General features: G+C 48.2%; 16 protein-coding genes. All 16 read left to right on the top strand.

Features of this window, described 5'->3' with window-relative positions:
- Window positions 1-25: 25 nt before the first annotated feature.
- The 16 genes from ftsH to lysS all read left to right on the top strand — a co-directional run bounded on the left by ftsH (window position 26) and on the right by lysS (window position 16,746).
- Complete coding sequence (gene ftsH / locus ADA01nite_RS10035; RefSeq protein ID WP_146809824.1) at window positions 26-1,966, top strand: ATP-dependent zinc metalloprotease FtsH; 1,941 nt, start codon at window positions 26-28, stop codon at window positions 1,964-1,966.
- Window positions 1,967-2,243: 277 nt separating this feature from the next.
- A complete protein-coding gene (gene nadA, locus ADA01nite_RS10030) occupies window positions 2,244-3,191 on the top strand; it encodes a quinolinate synthase NadA (RefSeq protein WP_146809823.1) in 948 nt (315 codons plus the stop codon).
- A gap of 35 nt (window positions 3,192-3,226) precedes the next feature.
- Window positions 3,227-4,852: an L-aspartate oxidase gene (gene nadB, locus ADA01nite_RS10025; RefSeq protein ID WP_146809822.1), complete on the top strand. Its 1,626-nt coding sequence runs from the start codon at window positions 3,227-3,229 to the stop codon at window positions 4,850-4,852.
- Window positions 4,839-5,693, top strand: coding sequence for a carboxylating nicotinate-nucleotide diphosphorylase (gene nadC / locus ADA01nite_RS10020; protein WP_146809821.1), 855 nt, complete (start codon window positions 4,839-4,841; stop codon window positions 5,691-5,693). Before nadB ends, nadC begins: the two co-directional genes overlap by 14 nt.
- 11 nt (window positions 5,694-5,704) lie before the next feature.
- Window positions 5,705-6,472 carry a type III pantothenate kinase gene (locus tag ADA01nite_RS10015; protein ID WP_146809820.1) on the top strand — a complete coding sequence of 256 codons (768 nt, stop codon included), beginning with the start codon at window positions 5,705-5,707 and terminating at the stop codon, window positions 6,470-6,472.
- 115 nt (window positions 6,473-6,587) lie between these two features.
- The gene (hslO, locus tag ADA01nite_RS10010) at window positions 6,588-7,463 is read left to right on the top strand and encodes an Hsp33 family molecular chaperone HslO (RefSeq protein WP_146809819.1); all 876 of its coding nucleotides are present in this window, start codon (window positions 6,588-6,590) and stop codon (window positions 7,461-7,463) included.
- An 85-nt stretch (window positions 7,464-7,548) separates the two neighbouring features.
- A complete protein-coding gene (gene cysK, locus ADA01nite_RS10005) occupies window positions 7,549-8,484 on the top strand; it encodes a cysteine synthase A (protein WP_146809818.1) in 936 nt (311 codons plus the stop codon).
- Window positions 8,485-8,567: 83 nt separating this feature from the next.
- On the top strand, window positions 8,568-10,088 hold the full coding sequence (locus tag ADA01nite_RS10000; protein WP_246147289.1) for an anthranilate synthase component I family protein: 1,521 nt from the start codon (window positions 8,568-8,570) through the stop codon (window positions 10,086-10,088).
- Window positions 10,085-10,669 (top strand): aminodeoxychorismate/anthranilate synthase component II, encoded by a 585-nt coding sequence (gene pabA / locus ADA01nite_RS09995; protein WP_146809817.1) that lies wholly within the window; start codon window positions 10,085-10,087, stop codon window positions 10,667-10,669. The genes ADA01nite_RS10000 and pabA overlap by 4 nt, the downstream gene beginning before the upstream one ends.
- A gap of 19 nt (window positions 10,670-10,688) precedes the next feature.
- A complete protein-coding gene (gene pabC, locus ADA01nite_RS09990) occupies window positions 10,689-11,534 on the top strand; it encodes an aminodeoxychorismate lyase (protein ID WP_246147288.1) in 846 nt (281 codons plus the stop codon).
- A gap of 37 nt (window positions 11,535-11,571) precedes the next feature.
- Complete coding sequence (gene folP / locus ADA01nite_RS09985; RefSeq protein ID WP_146809815.1) at window positions 11,572-12,411, top strand: dihydropteroate synthase; 840 nt, start codon at window positions 11,572-11,574, stop codon at window positions 12,409-12,411.
- A 7-nt stretch (window positions 12,412-12,418) separates the two neighbouring features.
- Window positions 12,419-12,793 carry a dihydroneopterin aldolase gene (gene folB, locus ADA01nite_RS09980; protein ID WP_146809814.1) on the top strand — a complete coding sequence of 125 codons (375 nt, stop codon included), beginning with the start codon at window positions 12,419-12,421 and terminating at the stop codon, window positions 12,791-12,793.
- On the top strand, window positions 12,786-13,340 hold the full coding sequence (gene folK, locus ADA01nite_RS09975; RefSeq protein ID WP_146809813.1) for a 2-amino-4-hydroxy-6-hydroxymethyldihydropteridine diphosphokinase: 555 nt from the start codon (window positions 12,786-12,788) through the stop codon (window positions 13,338-13,340). Before folB ends, folK begins: the two co-directional genes overlap by 8 nt.
- An 81-nt stretch (window positions 13,341-13,421) precedes the next feature.
- The gene (gene dusB / locus ADA01nite_RS09970) at window positions 13,422-14,447 is read left to right on the top strand and encodes a tRNA dihydrouridine synthase DusB (protein ID WP_146809865.1); all 1,026 of its coding nucleotides are present in this window, start codon (window positions 13,422-13,424) and stop codon (window positions 14,445-14,447) included.
- A gap of 187 nt (window positions 14,448-14,634) precedes the next feature.
- Entirely contained in the window at window positions 14,635-15,114 is a 480-nt protein-coding gene (gene greA / locus ADA01nite_RS09965) for a transcription elongation factor GreA (protein ID WP_146809864.1), read from the top strand.
- A 90-nt stretch (window positions 15,115-15,204) separates the two neighbouring features.
- Window positions 15,205-16,746, top strand: a complete 1,542-nt coding sequence (gene lysS / locus ADA01nite_RS09960; protein ID WP_146809812.1) for a lysine--tRNA ligase — start codon at window positions 15,205-15,207, stop codon at window positions 16,744-16,746.
- Window positions 16,747-17,252: the final 506 nt, after the last annotated feature.

Genomic DNA, 17,252 nt, shown 5'->3' with positions numbered 1-17,252 from the left:
TTTTGAGCGCGAGAGGAGGTAAGGAATGAATCGGTTCTTCCGCAATACAGGATTTTATCTGCTAATCATTTTAGTAACGGTTGGGATTGTGAACTTCATTACCAACCAGGGTACGGACACATCGAAAATCCCTTACAACGAGTTCCGTCAGTACCTTAACCAGGGCAAAGTTGCCGAACTGCAGATTCGTCCTGACCGAGGTACATATTATATCCAGGGTAAGTTGAAGGACCAGACCATCTTCTATACGAATGGGCCGCTTTATGACAACGAGAAGCTGCTGCAGCAGATAGAAGAAGCGAATCTGGCGAAAGAAGAGTACCAGGAACAGAAAGGTGATTCTGTCTGGCTTACTTTTCTTACCTCGATTATTCCTTTTGTTATTATCTTTATCTTATTCTTCTTTCTGCTGAACCAGGCCCAGGGTGGCGGCAGCAGAGTTATGAACTTCGGTAAAAGCAAAGCGAAGTTATATAACGATGAGAAGAAGAAGGTTACCTTTAATGACGTAGCCGGGGCGGACGAAGAGAAAGCCGAACTGGTCGAAGTCGTGGAATTTTTGAAAGACCCGCGCAAATTCGCGGCATTGGGTGCACGCATTCCGAAAGGGGTATTGCTTGTCGGCCCTCCGGGTACCGGTAAGACGCTTCTAGCCCGTGCGGTTGCAGGGGAAGCAGGCGTGCCGTTCTTCAGCATCAGCGGTTCCGATTTCGTTGAGATGTTTGTGGGTGTCGGTGCCTCCCGTGTTCGCGATCTGTTCGAAAATGCGAAGAAGAACGCTCCATGTATTATTTTTATTGATGAGATTGATGCGGTTGGCCGTCAACGTGGTGCAGGACTCGGCGGCGGGCATGACGAGCGCGAACAAACGCTCAACCAGTTGCTTGTTGAGATGGACGGTTTCGGCGCGAATGAAGGGATTATCATTATCGCGGCAACCAACCGTCCGGACATTCTGGACCCTGCTCTGCTGCGTCCGGGACGTTTTGACCGTCAGATTACAGTAGATCGACCTGATGTGAAGGGACGCGAAGCAGTGCTGAAAGTGCATGCACGCAACAAACCGCTCGCAGAAGAGGTCGACCTTGATATTATTGCTCGCCGTACACCGGGCTTTACGGGTGCGGATCTTGAGAACTTGTTGAATGAAGCGGCGCTGCTTGCAGCACGACGCAACAAGCGCAAGATTGAGATGAATGAAGTGGATGAAGCTATTGACCGTGTTATCGCCGGTCCGGCCAAGAAGTCCCGTGTCATTAGTGACGATGAGAAGAAGCTGGTGGCATATCATGAAGCGGGGCATACGATTTGTGGTTATTTCTTAAAGAATGCTGATATGGTTCACAAGGTAACCATCATTCCGCGCGGCAGCGCAGGCGGATATACTGTCATGCTGCCGAAGGAAGACAAGTTCTTCGCTACGAAGTCGGATCTGTTGGATAAAATTGTAGGTCTCTTAGGCGGACGGGTAGCGGAAGAGCTTGTGCTGAAAGAAATAAGTACGGGCGCACACAATGACTTTGAACGTGCTACGGGCATCGCCCGCCGCATGGTTATGGAGTTTGGTATGAGTACGAACCTTGGGCCGATGCAGTTCGGCCAGAGCCAGGGCCAGGTGTTCCTGGGGCGTGATTTTGGCCATGAGCAGAACTACAGTGATGAGACTGCTCGTCAAATCGACCAGGAAATCCAGACAATCATTCGCGATTGTCATCAACGTTGTACCGACCTGCTCACCGAGCATATGGATAAACTGGAAGCGATCGCTCAAGCGCTTCTTGAAGTCGAAACGCTTGATGCCGAACAGATCAAGAGCATCATCGAGACTGGTTCGCTCAAAGGCAACGCTGACGATGTTAAAGAAGTTACTACCGGCGATGTGAAAGTGCAAATCACCGGCAAATCGGAAGATTCCGCACCGAATCCGGGCATCGACAGCGAAGAGCGCGGCAAAAGCGATGCGTAAGAAAGCAAGCACAGCCTCCCTTAAAAAAGGGGGGCTTTTTTGCGTTTACAGATGAAGTTGTAAATATGGACCATACCCCATTCCTTCCGGCTCTGTTTTGCTGAAATTCAACGGAGTGAAAAAACAAGAAACCTATTGCCCATATCTGTATGATAGCCTGCATTTCCCTTTCTTTTGGGTGTGTACAATTCTGCGGATTAACGGTATGATACAGGTATTCTGTTAGTTGCCGGGGAGGCACTGCAATTTTTTAGGATTTACAATGGAGGTTGCTTATATGGAAGCGTTAGCTTTAGCGAAGAAGGAACAGCGGAACCAGGAATTGCGGGAGAAGATTATGCGTCTGAAAAAAGAGAGAAACGCCATTATCCTGGCCCACTACTATCAGCGCCCGGAAATCCAGGAAATCGCGGATTTTCTCGGAGACTCTTTTGGACTTGCACAGAAAGCGGCGACTACGGATGCTGATGTCATCGTATTTTGCGGAGTTCACTTCATGGGTGAAAGCGCTAAAATCCTGAATATGAATAAAACGGTCCTTATTCCGGATGAGCGCGCCGGTTGTCCGATGGCAGACATGGTAAATGTAAGCGGGCTGAAGAAACTGAAAGCCCAGCATCCAAACGCAAAGGTGGTTGCGTATATCAATACGTCTGCCGATGTGAAAGCGGAAACAGACATTTGCTGTACATCGTCAAACGCCAAAAACGTGATTGAATCCATTGAAGCGGAAGAAATCATTTGGGTGCCGGACAAAAATCTGGGACACTGGGTTTCCCAATTCACCGACAAAAACATGATTATCTGGGAAGGTTATTGCAATACGCATGACCAGTTAACCGTGGAAGATGTAATGAAACTGAAGGAAGAGCATCCGGACGCCCAGTTCGTTGTCCATCCGGAATGTCGTCCGGAAGTTGTAGCCATGGGGGACTTCGTCGGCAGTACAACCGGTATTCTTAAGTATTGTCGTGAATCAAATCACAAGAAGTTTATCGTTGGAACAGAGGACGGAGTAGGGTATAAACTGCGTTTAGACAGCCCGGATAAAGAGTTTATCTTTGCTTCAAAATACCTGGTTTGTCCGAATATGAAGGTCAATAACCTGAAGAAAATCGCTGATTGTCTGGAAACGATGCAGCCGCAAATCTATGTGCCGGAAGACATCGCGGATAAAGCCCGCGCTTCCCTTGAGCGCATGTTGGCTGTAGAGGCAGTTCAATAATAAAGTGAAGGGCGTAAGAAAGAAGGATAAAACAGATGGTACCACGCTATGTCATCGACTTTAAGTTGACGGAACTTGAAATGTATACAACCGATGTGCTAGTCATCGGTTCAGGAATTGCCGGCCTTTATACTGCACTGAAAATAAGCGAAAGTCGTGATGTCATTCTGCTAAGCAAGACCGATTTGACGCAGAGCAATACCCGTTATGCGCAGGGTGGCATTGCCGCTGTTACGGCAGAGACGGATTCCCCTGAACTGCACAGACAGGATACTTTAATCGCCGGTGCGGGCATCTGTTCCAATGAAGCGGTTGAGGTATTGGTTAACGAAGGTCCATCCTGTATTACCGATTTAATTCATTATGGAACCAAATTTGATGAGGAAGACGGGGTTTTGGCTTTAACAAAAGAAGGGGCTCACAGCCAGCGCCGCATTCTTCATGCCCAGGGGGATGCTACGGGAGCGGAAATTGTGCGCGCGCTTTCGGAACGTGCGCTGGCTAACGAGCGGATTACGATTCTCGAGAATCATTTTACGCTCGATTTGGTGACCCATCAGGGCGAATGCATCGGTGCACTTGTGCGCAAGCCTGACGGGCAGGTGGTCTATGTACGGGCCAATGCGACTGTATTGGCTACCGGCGGAGCCGGACAGTTATATCGCTATACCACCAACCCGGAAATTGCCACCGGCGACGGGATGGCCATGGCGTACCGGGCTGGGGCCTATATTAAAGACGTGGAATTCATCCAGTTTCATCCAACTTCGTTATGCTACCCAGGTGCTCCACGGTTCCTGATTTCCGAAGCGGTACGTGGTGAAGGAGCGGTCCTGCGTAATATCAACGGAGAGCGTTTTATGGAGAAGTATCATCCACTGAAGGAACTGGCTCCCCGCGACGTGGTTGCGCGCGCGATGGTGTCTGAAATGGAGTCAACGGGTTCCACGTTTGTTTACCTGGATATTACCCATGAATCAGAAGAGTTAATCAAACGCCGTTTCCCGAATATTTACAAAGTTTGTCTTCGCTACGGATTGGACATGGTAACGGATTGGATTCCAGTTGCTCCGGCTGCCCATTATATTATGGGAGGAATTAAAACCGACCTGTACGGTGAGACGGCGACCAGACGGCTATTTGCCTGTGGTGAGGTCTCATGTACCGGGGTGCACGGTGCAAACCGGTTGGCCAGCAACTCACTGGCAGAAGCGCTCGTCTTCGGGCGCCGCATTTCTGAGCGAATCAATGAGCTTACAGACATCGGTAATGATATACCGGCTGTTTCTTTCTCGTTGATGCGCCAGCAAACGATGAAAAGCGAGACGGTGATGGAGCGTAAGCTGCGTATGCAGAAGCTAATGCTTACGCATGTCGGCTTAAAGCGAAGTGAAAAAGGGTTGACCAAAGCGGTTCGCGAGTTGGAGCGTTATGCAAAAGCATTCCGCATGAAAATGGAGAAGCCTGAAGAGCTGGAATACCTGAATCTGCTGACATGCGCATGCCTGGTTGCGAATGCGGCATTGCTTCGGGAAGAAAGCCGCGGCGGACATTACCGTGATGACTTTCCGAAGCGGGACGAGCTTGTTTGGCGCAAGCATATCGTCCAGTCGATTGAAGACGGGGTTTTAGAGGAGAGAAGCGCGAATGAAGATGAATGAACGTTTACTGGACCAACAGATTGAGATGTGGCTTCAGGAAGACATCGGGTTTGGTGATGTAACCGGCCTTTCGACAGTACCGGAGGAATTAGAAGGAACCGGTATTTTGTACGCCAAGCAGGACGGCGTAATTGCAGGTCTTGATGTGGCGAAGAGGGTATTTTCGTTTGTTGATTCCGGACTTGTCTTTTCACCAAAAGTAGAGGAGGGAGCTTTTGTTGAAAAAGGCACGGTCATTGCGCAGGTGGACGGACGTGTGCAAAGCGTTTTAGCCGGTGAACGTCTCGCTTTAAACCTGCTGCAGCGACTATCCGGTATTGCTACTATGACGCGTAAATATGTTGAAAAAGCGCGTGCCGTAAGTGAAAAAGTTCGCATAGTGGATACGCGTAAGACCACGCCGGGACTAAGAATGCTCGAAAAATATGCGGTCACTGTGGGCGGCGGTCATAATCACCGTCTAGGCCTGTTTGATGCTGTGATGATTAAAGATAACCATATTAAAGCGGCAGGTGGCATAAGTGAAGCTGTATCGCGTGCAAGGGCGGCAATTCCCCATACAATGCGCATTGAAGTAGAAGTAGAAACGCTTGAACAGCTTGAACAGGCCATCGCTTGCGCGCCGGATATTATTATGCTGGATAATATGGAGCCGGAAACGATGAAAGAGGCGGTAAAGCGTGTGAATGGGCGCATAATTCTGGAAGCCTCAGGCGGTATTAATCTGGATACAATAGAAAGGATTGCAGCCACCGGCGTTGATGTCATTTCAGTGGGAAGTTTGACGCACTCCGTTTCTGCACTGGATATTAGTCTTGATTTAAACGAAAGAAAACGATAGGCAGGGATACAATGTTATTTGTCATTGACGTAGGGAACACAAATATTGTGCTTGGTGTATATGAAGGTGACGAATTAAAGCATAACTGGCGCATCAGCACGGACCGGGGCAAGACGGCCGACGAGTTTGGCATGCTGATTAAAAGTCTGCTTGCCGATAAAGGACTCACATTTAGTGATATTGAAGGTATTATCATATCTTCCGTCGTTCCGCCGCTGATGTTTCCACTAGAAAAAATGTGCCATAAGTATTTTGATATTAAACCGATGGTCATTGGACCGGGACTTAAAACCGGACTGAACATCAAAGCGGAAAACCCGCGCGAAGTCGGGGCGGACCGGATTGTGAATGCGGTGGCTGCCATTCATTATTATGGAACGCCGTTAATTGTCGTGGACTTCGGTACGGCGACGACGTTTTGTTTCATTGATGAAGAAGGTGGCTATCATGGCGGGGCCATTGCGCCAGGTATCGGAATTTCCACTGAGGCTCTGTACAGTCGGGCGGCTAAGCTTCCCCGCATTGAGTTGGTAAAGCCGCCGAGTGTTATCGGACGTAATACCATTCATGCTATGCAGTCAGGTATCATTTATGGGTTTGTGGGTCAAGTAGATGAACTGGTCCGTCGTATGAAAGCGGAAGTTGCCAAAGAGCTGAGGGTCATTGCCACAGGCGGGCTGGCCGAGCTTATCGGAAGCGAGTCCAACGAAATTGATATTGTAGATCCGTGGTTAACGGTGAAGGGACTTCGATTGATTTACAACCGTAATAAGAAGTAACGAAGAAAGGCGGGAATGTTCCCGTCTTTTTGCTTCATACACAGGTTGTGGTAAACTAATTTTAAAGATATGGGGGAATGTCCCCGATACTTCAAAGAAGAAAGAGGAAGAACAAATGAAGGATCATTTAATTCGCGGAATTGCGCATGATGGCTTTGTACGCGCGTTCGCGGTATGTACTACAGATACAATGCGGGAAATTCAGCGTCGCCTGGATACTTGGCCGATTGTAAGCGCGGCGCTTGGCCGTACGGTCTCCGGCGCGGTGATGATGGGTGCTATGCTGAAAGGCGATGAACGTCTGACAGTCGTAGTGCGCGGCAATGGACCTGTCGGCCAGATTGTAGCCGATGCCAATGCGAAAGGAGAAGTGCGCGGTTACGTACATAATCCGCATGTCCATTATAGTGAGAAGAACGAAAAAGGAAAGCTTGATGTACGACGTGTAGTCGGGACGGAAGGCAGTATCACCGTCACAAAGGATTTAGGGCTAAAAGAGCCGTATCAAGGCACAAGCCCAATCGTTTCCGGCGAGATTGGGGAAGACTTGACCTACTATCTTACTGTCTCTGAACAGGTGCCTTCTGCAGTCGGTGTAGGCGTACTAGTAAATCCGGATAACACGGTAAAAGCATCTGGAGGTTTTATCATTCAATTAATGCCAAACACGCCTGAGGACGTGATTGAGAAACTGGAAAAAACGCTCGCTTCTATCCGTCCGGTATCCACTATGATTGATGAAGGTATGTCTCCTGAAGAGATACTGTACGAAATTTTAGGTGCCGACTTTACTCTACTCGATAAGCATGAAGTCGTATTTAGCTGTCATTGTTCGCTGGACCGTGTGAATCGGGCCCTAATCAGCCTTGGCAAAGAGGAACTTGATGCTATGATCGAAGAGCAGGGAGAGGCCGAGATTACCTGCCATTTCTGTAATGAGACATATCATTTGAATAGAGAGGATTTAGAGAATCTTCGCGCAAATTTGTAATGGGCAATTGACGTTTATATAGGTCGATTGGTATAATATGTACAAAACCTATTCAAATAGTAGGGATTGATGAGGAGGATTTCTGATGCGGGTAGCTCAATCCATTACCGATTTAATTGGATACACGCCATTAGTAAAGTTAAATCGGGTGACGGAAGCAGATGAAGCAAATATTTATTTGAAACTGGAGTTTTTTAATCCCGGCAGCAGCGTAAAAGACCGGATTGCTCTTTCCATGATTGAGGCGGCAGAGCGGGAAGGCACTTTGAAAGAAGGCATGACAATTGTAGAGCCGACAAGTGGAAACACAGGAATCGGTCTGGCCATGGTAGCGGCGGCTAAAGGATACAAAGCCCTGTTGGTGATGCCGGACACGATGAGCATGGAACGCCGTAACCTGCTGCGTGCTTATGGGGCAGAGCTTTTGCTTACACCAGGAGCAGAAGGCATGGGAGGCGCTATCCGGAAAGCGGAAGAGTTGGTTCGTGAGAATAAAGATTACTTCATGCCGCAGCAGTTTAAGAATCCGGCCAATCCGAAGATTCACCGGGAGACAACCGGTAAGGAGTTACTGGAACAGGCAGAGCAAATTGGCGGAGTTGATGCCTTTATCTCCGGGATTGGTACGGGAGGAACGATTACAGGCGCCGGACAGGTGTTAAAGGAAAAGTACCCGAACATCCACATTGTCGCTGTCGAGCCGGCAGCATCGCCCGTACTTTCCGGTGGAAAGCCTGGACCGCACAAAATCCAGGGGATCGGCGCAGGATTCATTCCAGATACGCTTGATACAGAAATTTATGATGAAGTCATCAAAGTAGAGAACGAAGAAGCATTTAGCATGGCCCGCCAGGTGGCACGGAAAGAAGGTATTCTCGGCGGTATTTCCTCCGGTGCGGCCATACATGCCGCCAAGAAGGTGGCCAAGAAATTAGGGCCCGGCAAGAATGTCATCGCTATTATTCCAAGCAATGGTGAAAGATATTTAAGTACCCCTCTTTATCAATTTGACGAAGAATAAGTATAATAAAAGAATGAGAGCCCTTGTCCTGTGTGGAGGCAAGGGCTCGTTTCATGCAGGAAGCAATGGATGGAGGGAAGCAAGTGAGACAACCGAGAGAATGGACAGCGAAATGGCTTACAGACTACGAACGTGCACCGCTATGGCAAACAATCAAATGGGTAGCTCAAAACCCATGGCAGTTGTACAAAAAGCTGCGGACAGAAAGCGAATACGCCTTTATTCTGGAAAGCGGACGAAATGGACGTTATACCTATGTAGGGGCGAAACCGGCCGCTTCTCTGGTATATAAAAACGGGCAGATTAGCGAGAACGGGCAGCCTTTATCACCCGTCATGTCAGATCCGATGACAGTGGTACGGCACTGGATGGGACACGAATTCTCACCCGGTGCAGATGAAACTGCAAAAGCCGGTTTGCCGGATTGGATAGGCGGAGCGGTCGGTTACCTAAGTTACGATACGGGTCGGTATTACGAAGCGTTGCCGCGCCTGGCAAAAGATGATTTACAACTTCCTGACATCTATCTCATGCAAGTGGAACAGTTCTATGCTTTTGACCATCAGAATAAAGAGATATTTATGATTGTGCATGTTGGAGAACGGGCCGAATTGCGTGGAATTGAGGAGGCGGAAGGACGGCTTGCAACAATGTCCCTTATGCTTGAGGCGGCTTCGGAAGGATTCGAACATCCTACCCTGCCTGAAATGGAAGGACAGCGAGAAGAGTATTTGGACGAGATAAAAACTTCTTTTAACCAGGGAGAATTTGAGCAGGCCGTTACACGAGCGCAGGAATATATCGCCGCAGGCGACGTCTTCCAGGTCAATCTTTCCGTCAGGCAGACCAGGAGAACGGAATGTGAAGCTGAAGAAATTTATGAAGTGCTGAGAATGATCAATCCTTCACCGTACATGGGACTCTTGCGGTTTCCGGAATTTCAGCTTGTATCCGCATCTCCCGAGCTATTGATTCAAGTAAAAGGCAAGCGGCTCAGTACACGTCCGATTGCCGGAACGCGCCGGCGGGGACAGACGGATGAAGAGGATGCGGCGCTGGTCCGTGAGCTGCTTGATAACGAAAAAGAAGTGGCCGAGCATATTATGCTTGTTGATCTAGAGCGCAATGATTTAGGACGGGTCAGCCGCTTCGGTTCCGTGCATGTCAACGAGTTGATGGTCGTGGAGAAGTACTCGCATGTGATGCATATCGTCTCAAATGTAGTGGGGGAGTTGGCCGATGATAAAGATATGTACGATGCAATCATCGCCGCTTTTCCGGGAGGAACGATTACCGGCGCACCGAAAGTACGGACGATGGAAATTATTGAAGAGTTAGAGCCGGTAACGAGAGGGCCGTATACCGGAGGAATGTGCATTCTGGGATTCGACGGAAACGCTGTCTGCAACATTATCATCCGGACGATTGTTTTGAAAGACGGAGAAGCCCATGTGCAGGCCGGTGCAGGAATTGTGATTGACTCTGTGCCCAAAGCAGAGTATTATGAATCATTAAAGAAGGCAGAAGCTCTATGGAGGGCGCTTTCTTTAACGGAAGCTAAGCGAAGAGTTGAGAAGAGTTCGAGAGAGGAGAGTCGAGTATGATTCTGATGATTGACAACTATGATTCATTTACGTACAACTTGGTCCAGTACCTGGGAGAATTGGGAGAAGAATTGCGCGTTGTGCGCAACGACCAGATTACATGCGACGAGATTGCAGAACTGGCCCCTTCTTATCTGATGATTTCACCGGGACCGTGTACCCCGAACGAAGCGGGTATCAGTCTGGAGGCGATTGAGAGGTTTGCGGGCAAGATTCCGATTTTTGGCGTATGTTTGGGCCATCAGTCGATTGCCCAAGTATTTGGTGGCCGGGTGATCCGGGCAGAGCGCTTAATGCACGGAAAGACATCGGAAGTATTCCACAATGGAGAAGGTATTTTTGCCGGATTGCCTGTACCGTTTCGAGCAACGCGGTATCATTCGCTTATCGTAGAGCGGGAAACATTGCCGGATTGTCTGGAGATTACCGCGGAGACGGCGGAGGGGGAAATTATGGCGCTGCGCCACCGCGAATTTCCGGTAGAGGGCGTGCAATTTCATCCGGAGTCGATTATGACGGAACACGGCAAACAATTGCTCCAAAACTTCCTCGTGCGCTACGCTCCACTTACGAATATATAAATAAAGGAGCGAGAAAATCGTGAAAGTTTTTCTCGATGGACGTATTATGGATAGTCAACAAGCTGTGATCTCGCCGTTTGATCACGGCTTTCTTTATGGTTTGGGGCTATTTGAGACAATGCGGGTATACAGCGGACATATCGCGCTTCTGGAGCGGCATTACAACCGCCTTCGTCAGGCGGCGGAAGAGCTTGGCATCGACGTTACAATGACGCGGGAAGAACTGCGATTTGCGATTCTTGAAACGCTGAGCGCCAATCAACTGCACGATGCATATGTCCGGGTTGACCTGACGGCGGGAGATAAAGGGCTGGGACCCTATGCCGGTGTATATGATGAACCGAGCTGGCTAATCTTCGCCAAGCCTGTACCGGAATTTCCGCCCGCATTGTATGAAACCGGAAAGAAACTGCAGGTACTGAAGCGGCCGCGCAACTCGCCAGAGGGAGAATGGCGGTTTAAGTCGCACCATTATATGAACAACCGTTTCGGTAAAATGGAAATCGGAGCGAATCCGGACGTAGAGGGGTTATTTTTGACCGAGAACGGGTGCCTGGCGGAAGGAATTGTATCGAATCTGTTCTTTATCTCGGAAGGTGTAATCTATACACCAGACATAAAAACGGGAATTCTGCCTGGCACAAGACGGGAATTTGTGATGGAATTGGCTGAAGCGCACGGATACACCGTACGGGAAGGCTGGTATTATATTGAGCGTCTCATGGTGGCCGATGAGGTGTTTATAACGAATGCCATCCAGGAAATCGTGCCGATTCATACGGTGAATGAAAAAAGAATCGGCGAGGGTACAATAGGAACGATCACCAGACAATTGCTTGAGCTATACCGGAAGCATATTGTCTAAATCCAGGCCGGACATACTAACAGGGAGGAAGAAGAGCATGCGGCAAGGAATACAGGCAGGTCCATATGAATTACCCGTTCACCGGCGTACGCTGGTCATGGGAATACTTAATGTAACACCGGACTCTTTTTCTGATGGCGGACATTATCAGAGTGTAGAGCAAGCTCTGATGCATGCGCGTCAGATGGTGGAAGAAGGGGCGGACATTATCGATATCGGAGGCGAATCAACGCGTCCGGGGCATGAACCGGTCAGCATGGAGGAAGAATTGGAACGGGTCATTCCGGTAATTGAGAGATTGTCCCGTGAAATTGACGTTCCGCTGTCCATTGATACATACAAAGCAGAAGTGGCCAGACAGGCAGTGGCGGCGGGTGCGCATATTATCAACGATGTCTGGGGAGCCAAAGCCGACCCGCTGATGCCAAAGGTTATGGCTGAAGCGAATGTGCCGGTCGTATTAACGCATAATCGTCATAACAAAAATTATACGTCTTTCGTGGATGACGTGCTACAGGATATGAGGGAGTGTATTAACCTGGTGCGGGAAGCCGGGGTAAAGGACAATCACATTATTCTGGATCCGGGAATTGGATTTGCCAAAACGTATGAGCATAATCTCGAAATGATGTACCATATGGATAAACTGGTCGCGCTGGGGTTTCCGGTGTTGTTGGGCACGTCTCGTAAGTCGTTCATCGGCAAAGCATTAGGTAATGTACCGGTAACGGAACGGATGGAAGGAACGGCGGCGACAGTGGCGTTCGGCATAGAGCGGGGCTGCCGAATTGTGCGGGTGCATGATGTACAGCCGATGGTGCGCATCTGTCGTATGATGGATGCAATGCTGTACGGCTGGCGGCAAGAGAAGGAGTGATATAGCGATGGATAAAATTCTGTTTAATAAAATGGAATTTTGGGGCTATCATGGCGCATTTAAAGAGGAGAATACGCTAGGGCAGCGTTTCTATGTCGATCTGGAGATTTATTTTGATCTTTCAAAAGCGGGGCACAGTGATAATTTGAAAGATACCGTAAACTACGCCGACATTTATAAAACGACTCAGCAGGTTGTAGAAAATGAAAAGTATGAACTCGTAGAAGCGATCGCGGAACGTCTGGCAGCTAAAATTCTGGATAGTTACCTGCTTATTGACGAGATTCTTGTTCGTGTGACCAAGCCGGATCCACCAATTCCCGGGCATTACCAATCTGTGGCGGTAGAGATTAAGCGCAGTCGGGAAAGAGCTAATGGATAAACAACGCACAAAGGCCTTCCTCGGATTGGGTTCAAACATGGGAGAGCGGGAAAAATTATTGGTGCAGGCAGTGAATTTGATCAATCAAACACCTGGAATCCGCGTGCTGCAAAGCTCTTTTATCTATGAAACCGATCCAGTCGGTTATACGGAGCAAGACGCATTTCTCAATATTGTTATTAAAATCGAAACCAGCCTTTGCGCTGCAGAGCTGCTTTCCCGTACCCAGGAAGTTGAAGCCGAATTAGGAAGAGTACGCACAATTCGCTGGGGACCGCGAACGCTGGACATCGATATTCTTTTATATGGGAATGAATGGTTGGATGATGGCGATTTGCAAATTCCGCACCCCAGAATGACAGAGCGGGCTTTTGTCCTCGTACCACTTGCAGAAATTGCACCTGAAGTTCAGATTCCTTATAAGGCAGGAGGAGAAGTGGAGTTTTTGCACATATCGGATGCGCTTGCGAAAGTGGACGGGAAGGAAGGTGTAAGGAAATGGAATACGCTTGACTGGGAGCAATCCTATGATAAAATAGGGAAATAATTAGCGGCTTTTTTTGAACATACAAGGAATGGCCCGTACTTTTTACACAAAGTATATGTGGAAGGTGGAAGCATGGCTAACCTGAAAATAGGAAACATCGAGTTGAAAAATAACGTAGTGCTTGCTCCGATGGCCGGTGTATGTAATCCGGCGTTTCGTTTGATTGCCAAGGAGTTTGGGGCGGGGCTTGTTTGTGCGGAGATGGTTAGCGATAAAGGCATTGTTCACGGGAACAAGAAAACGATCGAGATGTTGTATGTCGATGAGCGTGAGAAGCCGTTAAGCCTGCAGATTTTCGGCGGGGATAAAGAAACGCTGGTGCAGGCGGCGAAATATGTGGATCAGCATACAAATGCCGATATTATCGATATCAATATGGGCTGTCCGGTGCCTAAGATCGTTAGCTGCGATGCGGGCGCACGCTTGCTTTTAGAGCCCAACAAGATCGAAGAGATAGTGTCCGCGGTGGTCGAGAACGTATCGAAGCCGGTTACAGTAAAGATGCGCATTGGCTGGGATGACGATCATATTTATGTCGTCGATAACGCCAAAGCGGTAGAGAGAGCAGGCGGCCAGGCGATTGCGGTACACGGCAGAACACGTGTGCAGATGTACCAGGGCAAAGCCAACTGGGATTACATTCGTCAGGCGAAGGAAGCTGTCAGCATTCCGGTTATCGGCAACGGAGACGTCGCTACGCCGGAAGACGCGAAGCGAATGATTGAGGAAACGGGCTGCGACGGTGTCATGATTGGCCGTGCCGCGCTCGGTAACCCCTGGATGCTGTACCGTACGGTTGAGTATTTGACCAAAGGTGAGCTTCCAGCGGATCCGACTCCGCGTGAGAAGATTCAAATCGCATTGCTTCATCTTGACCGTCTCATCAAGGTAAAGGGCGAGAAAGTGGGTGTGCTGGAGATGCGCAAACATGCTGCCTGGTATCTGAAGGGTCTGCCAGCATCAGCACAAATCCGTGACGAAATTAATGTGCAGGAAACGCGTGAAGGTATGGCGAATCTTCTGTTGTCCTATCTTGAACGGATAGAGGCGAAAGCTGCAGAGTATGCGGCGAAGCATGAGGCCAAAAAGGTAGAAGCGGTTCATTAACGCGATTTGACATTAGTCGAGGGCTACCATATAATACCTTCATATCTGCATGGGAAACTGCCAGTGCTTTCACTGGCAGTTTCATATATGTCTACTATTCGCATAATAAATACAATTTTATCATACACTCTACGATACATCAGGCGCAGGAAAAGAAAAGACTGTATTAGGATGGGGGAATGTGAAAATGACGGAAAAAGAAGTAATTCTGACCGCTGCAGGTTTGCAGAAGCTCGAAGAAGAACTGGAACAGTTGAAGACGGTCAAACGCCGTGAAGTGGCTCAGCGCATTAAAGAAGCGATTAGCTACGGCGACTTATCCGAGAACTCAGAATATGAAGAAGCGAAAAACGAACAGGCTTTTATTGAAGGTCGTATCATTACACTCGAAAAAATGTTGCGTAACGCGCGTGTGATTTCGGGCGATGAACTGAATACCGGTATTGTAAGCGTTGGCTCTACTGTTAAAGTAAAGGACCTTGAGTTTGACGAAGAAATGGAGTTCAAAATTGTAGGTTCAGCGGAATCTGATCCAACACAGAATAAGATCTCGAATGAATCGCCAGTAGGATTGGCGCTTCTTGGCAAATCGAAAGGATCTATTGTAGATGTAAACGTTCCCGCTGGTGTAGTACGTTACGAAATTTTGGATATTAAAGTGGACTAATTTTGGCTAAGCTCCTTCGGTTACGTGGGAGCTTTTAGCCGGTTTTAGGCTACAATTATGGTAAAAGATTTTGAGGAGTTGAAAGCAAGCATGTCTCGACAAGAAGAGTTAAGTGAATTGGAACAAATTCGGCGTGAAAAGCTACATACGCTGCGTGAGAACGGAATCGATCCGTTTGGTAAGAGGTTTGAGCGCTCTCACACAGCTAAAGAAATTCTGGATCAGTATGATGAGATAGAAAAGGAACAGTTGGACGAGCAGGGGATTGAAGTATCTATTGCGGGTCGGATGATGGCCAAGCGCGGACAGGGCAAAGCCGGCTTTGCGCATCTGCAGGACCAAAGCGGCCGTATTCAAATTTATGTGCGCCAAGATCAGGTCGGTGAACAGGCGTATGATATGTTTAAACTTTGCGATATCGGCGATATTCTTGGTGTAACCGGCGTAATTTTCAAGACGAAAACAGGGGAGACAAGCGTGAAAGCGAAAGAAATAACGCTGTTGAGCAAATCCCTGCGTCCTCTGCCGGAGAAATTTCATGGCTTAAAAGATGTGGAGACCAGATACCGCAAACGCTATCTGGATTTAATTATGAATCCGAATGTGAAGGATACGTTTATCGCTCGTAGCTTGATTCTACAGTCGATGCGCCGTTATTTGGATGAGCGTGGCTATCTTGAAGTAGAGACTCCGACCATGCACAGCATTCCGGGTGGTGCTGCTGCACGTCCTTTTATTACGCATCATAATGCATTGGATATGCGTTTATATATGCGTATCGCAACGGAGCTGCACTTGAAGCGGTTGATTGTCGGTGGTCTTGAGAAAGTATATGAGATTGGCCGTATCTTCCGTAATGAGGGAATTTCTACACGTCACAATCCTGAATTTACATCGATTGAGCTATATGAGGCATATGCGGACTATAAAGATATTATGCGCTTAACGGAAGAGTTAATTGCACATATCGCTCAGGATGTATTTGGTACGACTTTATTTGACTATCAGGGTCATCAGGTTGAATTAAAGCCGCAATGGAAGAGAATCCATATGGTGGATGCTATTAAAGAAGTGACCGGGGTTGATTTCTGGCCGCAGATGAGCGACGAAGAAGCGGTTGAACTGGCGAAGAAGCATAACATTCCGGTACCCCCGGGCGCGAAATACGGGCATATTGTCAATGAATTCTTCGAACATTTTGTGGAAGAGACGTTGATTCAACCTACCTTTATTTACGGACATCCGGTTGAGGTGTCGCCGCTTGCGAAGAAGAATGAAGAAGATCCGCGTTTTACGGATCGTTTTGAACTGTTTATTGTGGGGCGTGAACATGCCAATGCATTTACCGAGCTTAATGATCCGATTGACCAGCGCCAACGCTTTGAATCACAATTGTTAGAGCGGGAAGCCGGTAACGACGAAGCGCATATGATGGATGAAGACTTCCTGGAGTCGCTTGAATACGGCATGCCTCCGACGGGCGGACTGGGTATCGGTATTGACCGTTTGGTGATGCTGTTGACGGATTCCCCGTCTATCCGTGATGTCCTGCTGTTCCCGCTGATGCGCGAGCGTACTGTATCAGAACAGTCGGACGAAGAAGCCGATGAGGGAATTATGGAAGAAGCATAAGGAGCGAAGCATAGAGAGGTGAGTGTAGTGCTCACCTTTTTTATTTATGTATAGGAAAGTATATTCCGCTTTACAGTGATAAAGCAAAATGTATTTTCCTTCCATTCGCAAGCGAAAAAAAACTCGCGAGGCGTGTGCCGACCATTGCTTTTTCCGTGTGGAGCGTGTGGCCCTTAAGGGAGAGAAAGACCGGCAATGGTTTCCCCCCTCGAGGTACCCGGATGTTTTGCCGGTCCGACCGAAGGGCCACAAAGCGGCCGTTTGTCTTTTGTGTGGAAAAAGGACGAGCGGCACCGCCCGCGAGTTTTTCTTATTATGAATAAATTAAAAGCCGGAAAGGAATTGGAAAATTAAAACATAAAAATTTATGCTTGCTTTCTAAGTTGTTTACATGATATATTAACTAAGTCGCTTTTGAGAGAAGGGCAAGAAATTTTATCATCAAATAAAAAACGAAAAAAGTTATTGACAAGATATATTGTTTATAATAAAATATAAAAGTCGCC

The sequence above is a fragment of the Aneurinibacillus danicus genome (assembly GCF_007991215.1).
GTDB classification, from domain to species: domain Bacteria; phylum Bacillota; class Bacilli; order Aneurinibacillales; family Aneurinibacillaceae; genus Aneurinibacillus; species Aneurinibacillus danicus.
The sequence above is the reverse complement of the archived record's forward strand: the minus strand, read 5'-3'. Positions and strand labels throughout refer to the sequence as shown.